The sequence below is a fragment of the Lachnospiraceae bacterium KGMB03038 genome (genome assembly GCA_007361935.1).
Lineage (GTDB): Bacteria > Bacillota > Clostridia > Lachnospirales > Lachnospiraceae > Massilistercora.
Genome location: CP041667.1, coordinates 2084214 through 2100152 on the forward strand (window position 1 = coordinate 2084214; position 15939 = coordinate 2100152).

At 48.6% G+C, this 15939-nt stretch carries 16 protein-coding genes; 2 read left to right on the forward strand and 14 right to left on the reverse strand.

The features are described 5' to 3' along the window. Positions 1–2: 2 nt before the first annotated feature. From FND36_09990 to FND36_10055, 14 genes are all read right to left on the reverse strand, one after another. Complete coding sequence (locus FND36_09990; protein ID QDW74332.1) at positions 3–782, reverse strand: Nif3-like dinuclear metal center hexameric protein; 780 nt, start codon at positions 780–782, stop codon at positions 3–5. Positions 783–817: 35 nt separating this feature from the next. After that, on the reverse strand, positions 818–1537 hold the full coding sequence (locus tag FND36_09995) for an SAM-dependent methyltransferase (protein QDW74333.1): 720 nt from the start codon (positions 1535–1537) through the stop codon (positions 818–820). Positions 1538–1550: 13 nt separating this feature from the next. Beyond that, positions 1551–2666 (reverse strand): RNA polymerase sigma factor RpoD, encoded by a 1116-nt coding sequence (gene rpoD, locus FND36_10000; protein QDW74334.1) that lies wholly within the window; start codon positions 2664–2666, stop codon positions 1551–1553. Positions 2667–2705: 39 nt separating this feature from the next. Continuing rightward, positions 2706–4475 carry a DNA primase gene (locus tag FND36_10005; protein ID QDW74335.1) on the reverse strand — a complete coding sequence of 590 codons (1770 nt, stop codon included), beginning with the start codon at positions 4473–4475 and terminating at the stop codon, positions 2706–2708. Positions 4476–4541: 66 nt separating this feature from the next. Beyond that, on the reverse strand, positions 4542–5549 hold the full coding sequence (locus FND36_10010) for a deoxyguanosinetriphosphate triphosphohydrolase (protein QDW74336.1): 1008 nt from the start codon (positions 5547–5549) through the stop codon (positions 4542–4544). 13 nt (positions 5550–5562) lie between these two features. Then, entirely contained in the window at positions 5563–7071 is a 1509-nt protein-coding gene (gene pap / locus FND36_10015) for a polyphosphate:AMP phosphotransferase (GenBank protein ID QDW74337.1), read from the reverse strand. Positions 7072–7252: 181 nt separating this feature from the next. Then, a complete protein-coding gene (locus FND36_10020; GenBank protein ID QDW74338.1) occupies positions 7253–8062 on the reverse strand; it encodes an ABC transporter ATP-binding protein in 810 nt (269 codons plus the stop codon). A 19-nt stretch (positions 8063–8081) separates the two neighbouring features. Beyond that, positions 8082–8930 carry an ATP-binding cassette domain-containing protein gene (locus tag FND36_10025; protein QDW74339.1) on the reverse strand — a complete coding sequence of 283 codons (849 nt, stop codon included), beginning with the start codon at positions 8928–8930 and terminating at the stop codon, positions 8082–8084. Further along, on the reverse strand, positions 8912–9679 hold the full coding sequence (locus FND36_10030; protein ID QDW74340.1) for an energy-coupling factor transporter transmembrane protein EcfT: 768 nt from the start codon (positions 9677–9679) through the stop codon (positions 8912–8914). Before FND36_10030 ends, FND36_10025 begins: the two co-directional genes overlap by 19 nt. A 30-nt stretch (positions 9680–9709) precedes the next feature. After that, entirely contained in the window at positions 9710–10336 is a 627-nt protein-coding gene (locus FND36_10035; protein QDW74341.1) for a hypothetical protein, read from the reverse strand. Positions 10337–10381: 45 nt separating this feature from the next. Next, positions 10382–11341 (reverse strand): nucleoside hydrolase, encoded by a 960-nt coding sequence (locus FND36_10040; GenBank protein QDW74342.1) that lies wholly within the window; start codon positions 11339–11341, stop codon positions 10382–10384. 16 nt (positions 11342–11357) lie between these two features. Beyond that, positions 11358–12266, reverse strand: coding sequence for a ribokinase (rbsK, locus tag FND36_10045; protein ID QDW74343.1), 909 nt, complete (start codon positions 12264–12266; stop codon positions 11358–11360). A 36-nt stretch (positions 12267–12302) separates the two neighbouring features. Continuing rightward, positions 12303–14204, reverse strand: coding sequence for a LacI family DNA-binding transcriptional regulator (locus tag FND36_10050; protein ID QDW74344.1), 1902 nt, complete (start codon positions 14202–14204; stop codon positions 12303–12305). Between the two features lie 763 nt (positions 14205–14967). After that, positions 14968–15150 carry an antitoxin gene (locus tag FND36_10055; GenBank protein ID QDW74345.1) on the reverse strand — a complete coding sequence of 61 codons (183 nt, stop codon included), beginning with the start codon at positions 15148–15150 and terminating at the stop codon, positions 14968–14970. On the opposite strand from FND36_10055, the gene FND36_10060 reads away from it, so the two are divergent. Together FND36_10060 and FND36_10065 are read left to right on the forward strand one after the other, a co-directional pair. Next, positions 15144–15575: a hypothetical protein gene (locus FND36_10060; GenBank protein ID QDW74346.1), complete on the forward strand. Its 432-nt coding sequence runs from the start codon at positions 15144–15146 to the stop codon at positions 15573–15575. The genes FND36_10055 and FND36_10060 overlap by 7 nt on opposite strands. Positions 15576–15617: 42 nt before the next feature. After that, entirely contained in the window at positions 15618–15914 is a 297-nt protein-coding gene (locus FND36_10065) for a hypothetical protein (protein QDW74347.1), read from the forward strand. Positions 15915–15939 lie beyond the last annotated feature (25 nt).

The following is a 15939-nucleotide window of genomic DNA, read 5'->3' on the forward strand; positions in this document are numbered from 1 at the left end:
CGTCACACCGTCCAAAATGGATGCCGGACTGGTTCTGTCTTCACCTGGACTCCTGGGAAATGTTCTTCCACATATCTCCTCATATCGTCTACAAAGATATGCTCAATCCCGTAATGGCCCCCATCGATCACCGCCAATCCCTGGGCGGCCCCATCAATGCCATCGTGATGGCCTATATCCCCCGTGATCAAGACCTGCGCCTCCTGCTCCAGCGCCGCACCAATCCCGCTCTTTCCAGACCCCGGCAGAATCGCGGCCCGGCGGATCTTCATCTTCGGATCTCCGAACACCCGCACGTCAGGAAGGCCAAAAGCTTCTTTCACCTGCCGGCCAAGCTCCTCCAAGGTCGTCTCTTCCTCCAGATCGGCGATCTGTCCGATCCCCGGTCCGCCTTCTTCCTCGCTGACAGGCTCTAACGCCCGGCCCCTTTTCCATCCCAACCGTTTTGACGCCAGCTCTCCCATCCGGGCAGCGTCATAGTTGGTATGCATGGCATAATAGGATATGTCTCCCTGAAGCAGTTTTAGAACCCGGTTCCCGATAAAATCCTGGTCCGTCACCCTTTTTAAGCCCTGAAAGATCAGCGGATGATGGGTAAGCAGAAGATCTGCCCTCTCCCGCAGCGCTTCCTCGATCACCTGATCTGTAGCATCCAGCCCTATGTAAATACATTTGATCTCTTTTTCCATTCTTCCAGCCAAAAGCCCTACGTTATCCCATTCCATAGCGTAAGACTTGGGGTAATCCTTTTCAATCCGCTCTATAATATCCCGGCAGATCATATGCCACCTCCTGTTTATCCTGATTTCCCTTTTTATCAGTTATCCCCTTTGGACTCGGCTCTCTCCATCCGGTCCAGAGCCTTTTGGGTCAATTCTCTCGCTTCGCATATCTCTTTCGCCCGCTCTTGGGCGCTCACACTTTCTTTCCTTCTGGCAAGCTGTTCCAGGATACTTTCCTGGATCCGCAGCTCCCTGAGAAGAAACTCCCCAAGGATCGGATGCCGCTCTTCCAGCAGCCGCTTTCCATAGAGATATTCCCAGGCTTCATACGGTTCCGGGGCCCCGTGGACCACCCGCATGACCGGATAATATTTTCCATCTTCAAACACCATATCTTCCCGCTGGATCCGGTATCCTTGTTCCACAAGGAACCTGCGCACTCTGGCGATCTCCGACTGGGGCTGGAGGATCAGGGCTTCCAGTTTGTCCGTCACCGCTTCTCCGTCTTTCAGGATCCGGATCGTCAAGGGACCGCCCATTCCGGAAACGATGATCGTATCCACCTCGCCCGGCCGGATCTCTCTCAGTCCATCGGAAAGCCGGGTCTCGATCTTATCTCCAAGGCCATGGCCCACAATATGCATCCTGGCCCGTTCCAGAGGGCCTCTATTTACATCCAGGGCAAGCGCCTTCCTGGCAATCCCTTCTTCCACAAGATAGATGGGAACATAGCCGTGATCCGTTCCGATATCCGCGACAGAGGCGCCCTCTGTCACAAGACCTGCCACCGCGTACAGTCTCTTTGATAGTTCCATAGGCGCCTCTTCCTTAATCCAGATAATCTCTCAGTTTTCTGCTGCGGCTGGGATGACGGAGTTTGCGCAGCGCTTTCGCCTCAATCTGACGGATCCTCTCTCTGGTAACGTCAAACTCTTTCCCAACTTCTTCCAGCGTCCTGGCTCGTCCATCATTCATGCCAAACCTGAGCCTTAACACCTTCTGCTCCCGCTCCGTCAGCGTATCCAGCACTTCATCCAACTGTTCTTTCAAAAGCGTCTGGGCCGCCGCCTCCGCTGGAACCGGCACATTGTCATCCTGGATAAAATCTCCCAGATGACTGTCTTCTTCTTCTCCGATCGGCGTCTCAAGCGACACCGGCTCCTGGGAGATCTTCAAGATCTCTCTTACCCGTTCCACAGGCATGTCCAGTTCTTCCGCGATCTCTTCCGGCGTGGGTTCTCTCCCCAGCTCCTGCAGAAGCTGTCTGGATACCCGGATCAGCTTATTGATGGTCTCCACCATGTGGACCGGAATCCGGATGGTTCTGGCCTGATCCGCGATCGCTCTCGTAATGGCCTGGCGGATCCACCAGGTAGCATAAGTACTGAATTTAAATCCTTTATGATAATCAAATTTCTCTACCGCTTTGATCAGGCCCAGATTTCCTTCCTGGATCAGATCCAGGAACAACATTCCACGGCCCACGTAACGTTTCGCGATGCTCACCACCAGACGCAGATTAGCCTCCGCCAGCCTTTTTTTCGCCCACTCGTCTCCGTCTGCCATTCGTTTGGCCAGCTCTACTTCTTCGTCCGCTGTCAAAAGCGGGACTTTTCCAATCTCTTTCAGATACATACGGACCGGATCTTCAATGCTGATCCCATCCGGCACAGAAAGATCGATCTTCTCCATATCTACTTCATCTTCATCGGTGATCACGATATCCGCATCGTCAATATCATCATCATCGTCATTTCCAATGCGAAGCACGTCGATATTATTCGCTTCCAGATAGTCGTATACCCGCTCCATCTGTTCCGCGTCAAGCTCCATGTCTGAGAAGAAATCATTGATTTCCTGCAGTTCCAGGATGCTTTTCTTTTTCTTTCCCAGGGCTACCAGTTCTTTTAATTTCTCCTCAAATTTTGCCATGCTTTCTTCCATGTAATTTCCATCCTCTCATTGCTTGATTATATTTTATCCCTAATTAATAGAAATATGCAGTTTCTCAAGGCCCTGCAGCTGCCTTTTCGCCTCCATCAGCTTCTGCAGTCCCTGAATGTCTGTAGGCTCCAGATGAGCGGCCTTCTCATCGATGCTGTGGTTTTTCACACGGATGATCGTCTCCTTTAGCGCTTTCTCCTGCTCATCCGCGGTAGTCAGCTCCCGGATCCTGGTATGGAACAGCGAAGCCGCCTCCCGGTGCTCTTCTTCCTCGGTAAAATAATTCATGATCTGGGCCGGGTTGACTTTCTGTTCTTCATATTGATCATACAGTAAATGGGCCACCTTCCGGTACAGACCCTCAGTAAAATCTTCCGGTGTAATATAAGCGCTGATCTGCCGGAAGATCTTCTCATCCTCGATCATCCAGGTAAGCAGGATTTTCTGGGACTTTAAGATCCCGTCTTCTTTCTCCGGCTTTCCCGCCTTCCTTGGCCGCGAGACAGGCTTCGCAAGCCCGGTCTGGACTGCTGTATGGACCACGAGCTGCTTCAATTCTTCGTATCCCACGCGGTACTTTTGGGCAACCGCTTCTATGTAATTATTCCGCTCGATCTCTTCCCGGAATTCATTCAGCCGCCGGGCGGTCTCCTTCATGAAATCCGTCTTGCCCTCCGGGGAATTCAGATCATAGTCCCGTTCCAGCACTTCCAGGCCAAACAAGAAACCATTCCTGGCTTCCCGGATCCTCTCCTCAAAAGCCTCTTTGCCCAGATTCTTGATAAACTCATCCGGGTCCTTATACGGTTCCATACGGATGACCTTCGCGCTGATCCCGGCTTCCCTTAAAATGGGTATCGCCCTCAGGGCCGCCTTCGTCCCTGCCTCATCGCTGTCGTAAGTTAAATATACTTCATTGACATAGCGCTTGATCAAAGAAGCGTGTCCCTGAGTCAGAGCCGTCCCAAGAGAGGCCACCGCGCTGGTAAATCCCGCCTGATGCAGCGAAATCACATCCATATATCCCTCGCATAGAAGGAAATATGGTTTTCTGGAGCTTCTGGCCCGGTTCAGGCCATACAGGTTCCGGCTCTTATCAAAGATCATCGTCTCCGGGGAATTGAGATATTTGGGTTTTCCGTCTCCCATGACCCGGCCTCCAAAGCCGATCACCCGGCTGTTGGCATCCATGATCGGGAACATGACACGGTTCCAAAACTTATCGTGGGCGCCGTGCTTCTCGTCCACACTGATCAGACCCGCTTTGGCGATCATATCGTCTTTATAGCCTTGATCTTTCAAATAGCGGTACAGATCGTCACTGTACTTATTGGCATAGCCCAGTCCAAACGCCCGTATGGTATCATCTCCCAACTGGCGTCCTTTCAGATATGCCAGAGCTTTCTCGCCCTGCCGTCCTTTCAATTGTATGTAGAAATACCGGGCGGCCGCTTTATTGATCTCCAATAGGACCGCTTTCGTATCTGCCCTCTGTCTGGCTTCTTTCGACAGATCCTGCTGGGGCAGTTCCACCCCGGCCCGGTCAGCCAGATACTTCAAAGCCTCCAAAAACGTATAGTTTTCGTACTCCATCAGAAATGTAAACACATTGCCTCCGGCTCCGCAGCCAAAACAGTAGTACATCTGCTTCTGCCTGCTTACAGAAAAGGAAGGCGACTTTTCATTGTGGAACGGACACAGTCCAAAATAAGAACTGCCTTTTTTCTGCAGCCGGACATAACTGGAGATTACGTCTACGATATCATTTTTTGTCCTAACTTCTTCAATCAGTTCATCGGAGTAATACATATCCCGCTTCCTTATCTTTAAAAATAGCCTTCATATATAATATTCGACAAAACGATCCGATTTCCTTTAAATTTTCCAAGATTCTGGAATAAAATATTCTTCAAACTTTTTCACCGCGTATGTATCCGTCATCCCCGCGATATAATCACACACGATCTGCTCTTTTTTCGCGCCCTTTTCTTCCATCATCTGAAGGAACTGCTCTGGAAGCAGTTCCAAATGTTCTATATAAAACTGATACAGATTGGTGATCATATTGATGGCTTTCTTTTCTTCTCCCTTTGCCGTAGGATTCTTATACACATTCTCAAACAGGAATCCCCGAAGTCCCATGGTAGCCTCATAAACTTCCGGTGACATCCGGATCTGAGGCTGATCCATACTGTTTATGATCACATTGTGGATCATCGTGTCCAGGCGGATCTTGGTAGACGTTCCAAGGACATCCGTATATTTGCGCGGAATATCCTCTTCTTCCAAGATCCCGCCGCGGATAGCGTCGTCAATATCATGGTTGATATAAGCAATCTTATCTGACAGCCGGACGATCTGGCCTTCCAGAGTATGAGGCGTGCCGGAGGATTTGTGGTTTTGGATGCCGTCCAGCACCTCCCAGGTCAGATTTAGTCCTTCCCCCTGCTTTTCCAGGCACTCCACCACCCGCACACTCTGCGTATTATGCTGGAATCCCGCCGGATTCAGACGGTTCAGGGCCGTCTCTCCCGCATGTCCAAAAGGCGTATGCCCCAGATCATGGCCTAAGGCCACCGCTTCCACCAGATCTTCATTTAAGCGCAGCGCTTTCGCGATGGTCCTGGCATTCTGGGACACCTCCAGCGTGTGGGTCAGTCTGGTACGGTAATGATCTCCCTTTGGCAGCAGAAAGACCTGCGTTTTTTGCTTCAAGCGCCGGAATGCTTTGCTGTGCAGGATCCGGTCCCGGTCCCTTTGGAAAACCGGTCGGATATCACACTCCTTCTCTGAACGCTTTCTGCCTTTTGACTTGCTGCTTAAGGCCGCGTAAGGACTTAAAAACTCCAGTTCTCGTTTCTCAAGCTGTTCTCTGATCGTCATGCCGCGCCCTCCTCTATCTCTTTTCTTCCTGCCGGATTCTTTCTTCAATCGCCTTTACCGCCGTCTCTAAGACTTTGATCCTGGCGTAATATTTGCAGTTTCCTTCTACAACGATCCATGGCGCTTCCGGGGTGGAGGTCCGAAGCAGCATCTCATTTACCGCTTCTTCGTACTGATCCCATTTCGCACGGTTGCGCCAGTCTTCTTCCGTGATCTTCCACTGCTTTTGGGGATCCTCTTCTCTGGCTTTAAATCTCCGTTCCTGCTCCTCTTTATCTATCTGCATCCAGAACTTCAGCACAATGGCGCCCCCATCTGTCAGATCCTTCTCCATATCATTGATTTCTTTATAAGCCCTCTGCCACTCCTGCCGGGTGCAAAAGCCTTCCACCCGCTCTACCAGGACCCGGCCGTACCAAGTCCTGTCAAATATAGTAATGTGCCCTGCCTTTGGCATATCTGTCCAGAACCGCCACAGATAATGATGCGCCTTCTCAATATCATTGGGGGAGGCGGTGGGATGGACCACATAGCCTCTGGGATCCATTCTCTGGGTCAGCCGCTTGATCGCTCCTCCTTTTCCTCCCGCATCCCATCCTTCGAATCCCAGCACTACCGGAATCCTTCTGCGGTACAGTTCTCCGTGGAGCTTCTCGATCTTAGCCTGCAGTTTTTCCAGCCGTTCTTTATACTCTTCCTTAGAATAGGAAAGGGTTAGGTCCGCTTTCGAGAGGATCGTCTCCCCCAGTCCGCGTTCTGATCCCTGCTCTTCTGCCGGTTCCGGCTCTGCTATAACCCTTCTTGCCTTCTTTTCTTTCTCAATTTTCTCCGACAAGATCCGCTCCACGATCGTATAGATCTTAACCGCGGCAAACCGCCGGTCTGACGCCTCTACAATATTCCAGGGAGCGTACTCGGTATCCGTCCGGGCCAGCATCTCTTCATTCATAGCCTCATATCTTGGAAACTCCTTATTGCGCTTCAAGTCTCCTTTCCCCACCCGCCACGCGGTCTCTTTGGATTCCAGAAGCTTAGCAAACCGTTTCTTTTGTTCTTTCTGGTCGATAGCCAGAAAGAGCTTGATGATCACCATTCCATCTGCCGTCAGTTGTTCTTCGAAAGACAGGATCGACCGATAGGCGTTCTCTACTTCCTTTTTGCGGATCTTTTTATCAAACCGGTCGATCAGGACTTTGCGGTACCAGCTGCTGTCATAAATGGCGATCCGGCCTTTCGGCGGCATTTTCATCCAAAATCTCCAAAGGAACGGATGCATCCGCTCTTCCTTCGTCTCCTTTTTCACCGCATGGACTTCAAATCCTCTGGGATCTAAAGCCCTTATCAGCTCTGCGATCTGAACGCCTTTCCCCGCCGCGTCATATCCTTCAAAAGCGATCATCACCGGAATCCCCAGTTCCCTGCACTCCCGCTGCAGCTTTCCAAGCTTTGGTTCCAGTTCCATCATCTTCTCTTTATATTCTGATTTACTGACCGTCTTTGTCAGATCCAGTTTCTCCAGCATGAACATCTCTCCTTTCCCGGATAAAACACTCTATAAACAGGCGTTCTCTCCCTGATTCTTAGGGTTTCTGATTCTTATCCTCATTATACACAAAATACTGTTCCAGAAACACAACTTTCGCCAGATTTTGCGAAAAAGACCGGCGGAACTTTCGTCCCGCCGGTCTTATATGTATTTTCCCTTATTTCTGTTTTGCCTTAATGTAGTCTGCCACCTTTTTTACATCCAACGTGTTTTCTTTCATGCCGATCTTCGTAGCGATCCGAACGAGGGCCGGCTGCTTCAGCATCGCCTGTTCCATAATGTCTTTCTGAAAGAAGACATCTTCCGTTCTTCCGTCCGCCAATACCTTTTTCTTGCACATAACGATAACTCTTTCATAGTTATCGGCCACAAATTCCATGTCGTGGGTTATGGTCACGATCGCCTTCCCGCGCCCTGTCAGGATCTTGTTCAGCTCAGAAAGCCGATCCAAGCCGTCCAGATCCTGTCCCGCGGTAGGCTCATCAAAGATCATCACATCACAGTTGCTGGCAATGACAGAAGCGATGGTCACGAATTTCCGGATGGAAAGAGGCAGATCATAAGGATTCGACTCCAGATACTTGTCCATGCCAGTCAAGGCCGCCGCATCTTTGATCCTTCGCTCACTCTCTTCCATATCCACATTCATTTTTTTAAGCCCGTACTCGATCTCGCTGTAAACGGTGGAATTAAAGATCTGATCATCCGGATTCTGGAATACATAACCGACCCGTCTCGCCATTTGAGCCGTAGTATAATTTTTTGTCGAGTCTCCGTCGATCAGCACATCCCCGTCGCAGGGTTTCGTCAGACCATTCAGCATCTTGACCGTGGTGGTCTTTCCTGCTCCGTTCTGCCCTACGATCGCGATATTCTCTCCCGCTTCAATGGAAAAACTCACATCATCGACCGCCAGATAGCCATTTGGATATTTGTATGAAATGTTTTTTACTTCTACTAATGCCATCTTCTCTACGCCCTTTCTCTTATTCTTCCATTGCTGTCCGAATCATCCCGACCGTCTCTTCAACCGTAACGGGAATCTCTGAAAGATTTACGCCCTCTTTCTTAAGTTCCAGCGCGATCCGGGTGCTCTGAGGCAGCCTTGTATGGTACTTCAGACAGTCCGGATCAGAAAACACCTCTTTGGGCGTTCCTTCCATCACAACTTGTCCGCCATCCAGCACAATGATCTGATCCGCATATTCCGCGATCTGTTCCATCTTGTGCTCCACCAGGACGATCGTTTTTCCCATACTCTTCATCAATTTGATGATCTCAAATACATTATCGGTACTCTGCGGATCCAGCTGCGAGGTAGGTTCATCGATCACCAGCACATCCTGGTCCATGACCAGAATCGCCGCCAATGCTACTCTTTGCTGCTGACCGCCGGATAACTGATAGGGGTCTCTGTCCCGGAATTCTTGAATCTTAGTCAATTCCATGATCCGCTCGATCCTCTGACGGATCTCTTCCGGCTCCACTCCCATGTTTTCCAAGCCATACGCCAACTCTTCATATACCGTGCTGGCGATCCCGCTGATCTGGGTAAAGGGGTTCTGGAAAACGAATCCGATCTCCAGCGCATTTTTCCCATCCGGATCTTCTTTTACATCTCTTCCGTTTACCAAAACCTCACCGGAGATCTCCCCTTTGTAAAACTTTGGCACAAATCCGCGAATGGCGTTGCAAAGCGTAGTCTTCCCGCTTCCGTTCGCGCCCACGATGGCGCACAGCTCGCCTTTTTTCACGGTAAAGGAAACATCTTTCAGCACATCTGCCTCGGAGGTCGGATACCGGTATGTTAAATTCTTTATCTGAATACTATCCATAAAACAATCTTCCCTCCAATCGCCAATACTACCGCCGCGATCATCAGTCCGCGGATAATCCGGTCTGTCTGTGTATCTTCTACTACCTTCAACGTGGTCTTCTTACAGGGTACGGAAAAGGCTCTCGCCTCCAGTGTGATCGCCCTCTCTTCCGCGCTGACCAGTGAATTCAGGATCAGCGGGCCTACTGATGGGAAGAAGGCTTTCGCCCTGACGATAATGTTGCTGTCCGTCTCAATTCCTCTGGACTTCTGCGCCTCCAGGATCGCGTTCATCTTCTTAGACATCTGCGGGATGATATTGGTAGTGGAAACCAGCACATAGGTTGCGGAAGGGGACATTCCCCTTTTTTCCAACATCACCATCAGCTTCTTGATATCGATCAGCTTGCCTCCCAGAAGGATCGCGGAACCGATCCCCATGATCCGAGAGCACAGTACGATGGCCTTCTGCACGCTTTCCATCTTGATCTGCAGCACCCAGAACTCCCAGAGCACCTCTTCGCCCGGAATAAATAAAGACTGGAGCACGAAGCAGATCACACAGATCAGCACGATGGATTTCAGCCAAAGTTTGATAAAAGACACTCCCTCGCCCGCACTTGCCGCGATCACAATCATGACTACGACTGTGGCCAGGGTCACGCGATAGTCAAAGATGGCAGAAACCACGGCCAGCGCAATGACCAGATATAGGATCGTCAATGGATTCAGGGCCTTGACCCCTTTCTGCCTTTCACTCATTTTCATTTCTCCTCTGTCGTTTCTCTTGATTTCTGATTATTTTCCTGCTTCTTTTTTCTCTTTTCTGGCATTGATGAATACAGAGCCGTTAGAGAATTTGTACAGATACCTGTCGGACATTCCCCGGATTACCAGGTATGGCACCAAAAGGGAGATAAACTTGTCCGGAACCTCGGAGATAAAGTTTCCGATCACCTGAGCCGGCCAGAACGGAATTCCCGCTGACATCATAGCGCCGATCATGATCGAGTTTCCGCTGGAATCAAACCCTCCAAAGAACGCATAGGAAATGATCACACTCATGATCACTGCCAAAACTGCTACCAGGATCGCGGAGATCACGAATTTTCCAAAACTTGTGAACATTTTCTTTCTTGCAAGGATACCAGCCAGGACTGCTGTCGCCGCGGCAGAAAGAGCAAACGGGAACAGAGATGGGTCCGCGATAGAGTTGATCGCGATACTTAAGAGTCCGGTCAATCCTCCTACCCACGGCCCGGCCAGGATTGCTACCAGGAAGGTTCCAATGCTGTCCAGATAAAGAGGCAGCTTCAAAGTCAGTACCAGGTTCCCTACAATAAAGTTGATAGCGATCGCGATCGGGATGATCAAGATCGTGATCAGGTTAAAGTCTGCTTTTAATCCTTTTTTTTCGTTGCTCATGTTTTTCATTCCTCTCTTTCGTTATACTTGGTTTCTCATTTCCTTCTATATCAGTTCCCTTGCCACATCCATATGCTCTGGGAACAGATAACCAAAAAAGATCTCAAAAAATCGCTTTGTGTCAGCTTTTACCGCCACTTCGCAGTTTTTCTTCTTGTCCGGATAATATTTGGTCCGATAGACTACAGAAGCGCCGTCACACAGCCCGCTGGTCTCTACATCTACAAAGGCATCTACCTTTTCTACCACATTCCGGTCCAAGAGATAAGCGATGGTCAAAACGTCACACAGCTCGCAGCCCAGTTTCTTCTCGATCTCCCAGTGTCCGTCTGCGTAAACCCGGGTGATCTTATGGATAAATCTGGATACCGGCGTATTGATAAGATACAAAAGTTCTCTCAGGGTCGGGCTTAAGAACACATAGTTAGTGGCATCCAGCCCTACCATAGTCACGCGCTCGAATCCCGCCTGAAAGACGATCTTCGCCGCTTCAGGATCCGTCCAGAAGTTAAATTCCGCATGAGGCGACATATTGCCGCCATGCTCAGCGCCTCCCATGATCACTACCTCTTTGACGTTCTTAGCAAATTCCGGATCCTTCTGCACCGCTTGAGCAATGTTTGTAAGAGGACCAATGGGAACCAGTGTGATCTCGCCTTTTTCCTCCCGCACTTTCCGGATCAGAAAATCTACAGCGTGTTCTTCTTTTACAGTTCCCGGCACTTCTTTAAAGCCTAAATTCCCAAGCCCGTCATCGCCATGGAATTCCTCACAGTTATCGTTCTCCCGCATCAGAGGCTTTCCATTTCCTTTGTAAACTGGAATATCGCTTCTCCCGGCTACGTCCAGGATACGGAACACATTTTTCGTCACCTGGTCTACGCCTACATTTCCGTTGACCGTGGTGATCGCCTCAACCTCCAGTTCGCTTTTAGCTGACAAAGCCAGTAAAAGGGCCAGCGCGTCGTCAATTCCCGGGTCTGTGTCAATAATCAGTTTCTGCATGTTCTTCCTCCTTGTCTCAGCAAGACTCCACTTCCTCCATAGTCGGAATCGAAGTCTGCGCTCCTTTTCTTGTCACCGCTATAGCGGAAGCCTTCTGTCCAAAAGCAATAGCTTCCTCGCAAGTCTTCCCTTGGCTCAGGGCCAGGGCAAATCCCGCGGTAAAACAGTCGCCGGCCGCCGTAGTGTCCACCGGTTTTACCTTGTGCGCCGGAAAGAATCTAGCTTCCTTTTTGTTTACCAAAAGGCATCCTTCGCCGCCCATGCTCACCAGAACATTCTTAACGCCTTTGTCCAGCATCTGTCCCGCGCCTTCTTTAAGATCTTCCAGGCCATTCCTTTCCTGTCCAGTCAGGATCGCAAGTTCTGTCTCATTCGGTTTGATGAAGTCGATCCCTTTCCAGAAATGATCCGGGATCCCTTCTACCGCCGGCGCCGGATCCACGATCACCAGCTTCCCAAGCTCTACGGCCAGTTCCTTGACATATTCCACCACCTCCAGCGGAATTTCCAGCTGCATGATCACGATATCGCTCTCTTCGATCAGATGGCGGTTTTCCTCGATCATTTCCTTTGATACAAGGCCATTGGTACCCGCAATGATGATAATGGAATTTTCTCCCTGATCATCCACGGTGATAAACGCTTGTCCTGTGCTCTCTCCTTCCAGAACCGCAAGACCTTCCGTGCGGACTCCTACACATTCCAGATTTTCCTTGAGCGCGGTTCCGCAGCTATCTGTCCCCACAGCTCCGATCATCTGGACATCGCCGCCCAGCTTAGCGATAGCATATGCCTGATTCGCGCCTTTTCCTCCAGGCACCTGGGCCACGCTTCTTCCCGCTATCGTCTCTCCAGCCTTTGGCATTGCCGGAGTCTCCACGACACAATCCATGTTCAGGCTTCCTACAACTACGATTTTCTTCATTCCATGTTCCCTCCTCTCTTCTTCTGATTTTCTATCCTAAATTTGATATCTTGAGTAAATCTCATCTTCATAGATCTCCACCGCCTTCCGATCCGGGAGCGCCGGCTGCACCCCATATCTGGTCACGCTGATTCCCGATGCGTACACCGCAAAACCAATTGCGTGGATCAAACTCCTTCCCTCGCTGAGATAAACGGCCAGGGCGCTGATAAAGGAATCCGCCCCTCCTGTCGTATCCACCGCCTCAAATCCGGTTCCATCAAAATACATGGAGTAATCTTGATTCTTCAGGTAACATCCTTTTTCTCCCAGGGTTACGATTACATTTTCAATTCCTTTCTCAAACAGAAACTGGGCTTTTTCTTCCAGCGACATCCGTCCCGGCACAAACCTGTGCAGCTCATTTTCATTTGGCACAAAATAAGCGATGTCTTTCAGCAGTTCCTCTTTGATCTTGTCGGTGGCAGAAGGTTTTAAAATCACCTTCGTATCATTCCTGCGGCAAAACTTAATCGTATATTCCGCGATCACTTCCGGGATCTCCAGAGACAGCAGACAGTATTTGGCGCTTTGAAACAGATATCTGCACCGGTTGATCTGTTCTATACTTAAACTCCGGTTCGCTCCCTGATATACCACGATGGTACTCTCTCCATTTTGGTCTACGTTGATATAAGCTTTCCCGCTTGGCACAGAGGCGTTCACCTGGACGCCCTCCATATGGACATGGTTTTCTGTCAGGCTACTGTAAAGCTGTTTGCCATCCAAGTCGTTTCCCACACAGCCGATCATGTAAACCCGGCCGCCCAGCTTTCCAGCTCCCACGGCCTGATTGCCTCCTTTTCCTCCAGGAAACGTGTAGACCTTTTCCGCGATCTGCGTCTCCCCTTTCAGCGGAATCCTTGAGACTTCGATGGTAATATCCATATTCATGCTTCCCACCACTACTATCCGCTCACCCTGTTTCTCTCTGGGAGATCCCATGATGCTGTTTCTTTCCACAATAGAAGGGGAGAATTTCCGCATGACTTCCACTTGCTTTTTCCCCTGGATCATCTCTACCAGATAATCCACCGCTTCCCGGCTCATTTCTTCGGCAGGAAGGCGAACGGCTGTAATCCCGTCTGCCAGGATCTCCATCCATCTTCCGTCTCCGACGGCGATGATAGACAAAGAGTCCGGCATAGCGATCTGCAGTCTCTCTACCGCTTTATAGAAGCAGCCGGCAATCTCCTGGGAGCCGCAGATTACTGCTGTCACATTTTCTTCCAGGCACTGCTGGATTCCATAATCCTCTATTTCTTCCAAAGATCGGCCCTCGTAAACCCACAAAGGCTGAATTGCCAGGTGCGCTTCCCTCATGGCGATCTGATAACCGTCCTGGATCGTCCGTTCTCCTGTCATGGTGACACAGGCGATCCGTTCATGGCCTTCCTGCATCAAACGCTGCGCCGCCAGTCTGCCCGCCTCTGAAAGCCGATAATAGAAAGTAGCCTTCTGTCGGTCATCAAACTCCTTTGTCTGATTTAAATAAACGGTAACATCCTCCAGTTTCCGGGTGTTGAGCAGTTTCTCAGAATCTACAAGAAGCCCCGCGACCCCCTTTTTTATCATATCGTCAATACATTCCTGTATTTCCTCCAAGTTATCCGCGAAGCGGACCAAAAGTCCATACCCCTTCTCCGCCGCTTCTTTCTGAGCGCTTCTAACGATCTGGGCGCCTTCTCGGTTATACTTCTTCATCACCAGGCCGATCAAGTGGCTTTTAAGCCCTTCCTTTTCCCGGAACTTCAAATAAGGAACATACTGCTCCTGCTCGATCACTTCCAGAACCTTCTGCTTTGTCTTGTCACTAATATCTTTATCTTTTCCGTTCATGACCTTGGATACAGTGGAGGCTGATACACCGGCAAGTTTTGCAATGTCGTGTATGTTCATCTACTCATTCCCTTTACTTATCTTCTTCCGATTCGTTTTCCTGTTTCAATTTTTCTAAATCTTAGCATTTTGTGCATTTTATTTCAATATTTCAACGAAACGAAACTATTTTCCGATACATCCTACAATTTTATTGTTTTACTAAACTTGTTTCGTAATTTTATTTCTTACATAAATACCGAAGAAAAAGCCTTCCAAAAAGGGAGGCCAATCGCACAGCAAACGAAATCATCAAAACCGTCACGCTATTTTGCGGGAATCTGCCAGAAAATCGGCGGAGGGAGAAAATAAAAAAACCCTTGAAAATGGAATCCGACTCCTTTTCAAGGGAAATAAAAAATGCGGAAGATGGGACTGCTTTTATTATCATCTCTAGCCGGAAAATCCCTATTTTCCGGCTTTTCTGCATTTTTCTTTTGATTAATATATCGTATTATTTTATATTGTTTGCCCCTTTTCTGCCCCTCATTTTTGTGATATTATTTGGATGTGGGGAGCGGTGGCAAGCCCGCCCTCCCTGTGTTGTCTTATTTTTGGTCTTTCGCTGTTGCTATCTTATCCAGCAGTTCTACAATTTCGTCTGTGCTATATTCTTTTTTATCTCCCTGTGTAAAAATCAATCTAAGTTCATACAGCGTAGACATCTTAACTGTCTGCATTTCCTTTTCTGTCATTTCTCTTACTACCTCCATGTTAGTTCTCCTTTCTGTTAAAGCCTTGCCATCTCTAACTGTCTTTATTATATACTAACGCTAGTATATTGTCAATAGGTTTCTAGGCTTTTTTCTATTAATTTTACAACATATTCATTTAAGGACATCCCTTGATCTTCAGCCTTCTTTTTTATTATATCCTTCTTCCCTTTTCCTATTGTGATATATAACCTATCATAGTTATTCTCGTTATACTTTCTGCTTGCCCGTTTTTGAGCCTCTGAATATGCCATCCCAAGCACCTCCTATCTATGTTTATATTAACACTATAAAAATACTAGCGCAAGTATATTTTTCTGAAAAATCTATTGACAATATACTTGCGTTAGTATATAATAAAATCATCAAAGGAACGGAGGAAACAAAAATGTTAAAAGGATCAGAAAAACAAATCGCATGGGCTGAAGATATTATCAAGGAAGCAAGAGAAACCGTCAAAGACAATATCGATTTTATCAAAAAACTCCAGGAAGAGCATGGCTTAAAAGTTCGCCAGGACGAGCTGGAAGCATATGAATTGTGCGGAAAACAAATGGAAGAAATGTTAGCAAATATCGACAGCGCTTCCAAGATTATTGATATGAGAGATCAGTTATCTAGCGCAAACATTAATAAAATGGTATCTGAATACTGCATGAGAAACAAAAATAGGAAATAATCCCCCCGTCCCGGAGGTTACGAGGGCAGAAAGGAAAAGAATATGAAGATTAGCAGGAAAGATCTTGCAAGACAGGTAAGGAAGGAATATAAAGAAGGCCGTGAGTGGTCTGACTTGAGGCGAGATCATTGTTACACAATGATGATCGATGTAAGTGATGGGTCAATCTGGGCGGACTGTCTGGACAGAAATCGGTGGAAAGAGTACGAATCCGATACGGTTGTAAGGCTAAACCTGTATGAAGCAGAATCTTATGAGCCTGTGGAGCGGGTGGAAGAATTGTATATCGAGTTAGCTATTACTAAGTTGAAAGAAGCTGGTCATGAGATAATATCCTAAATTTAAAATCTTCCATTTTTCACTT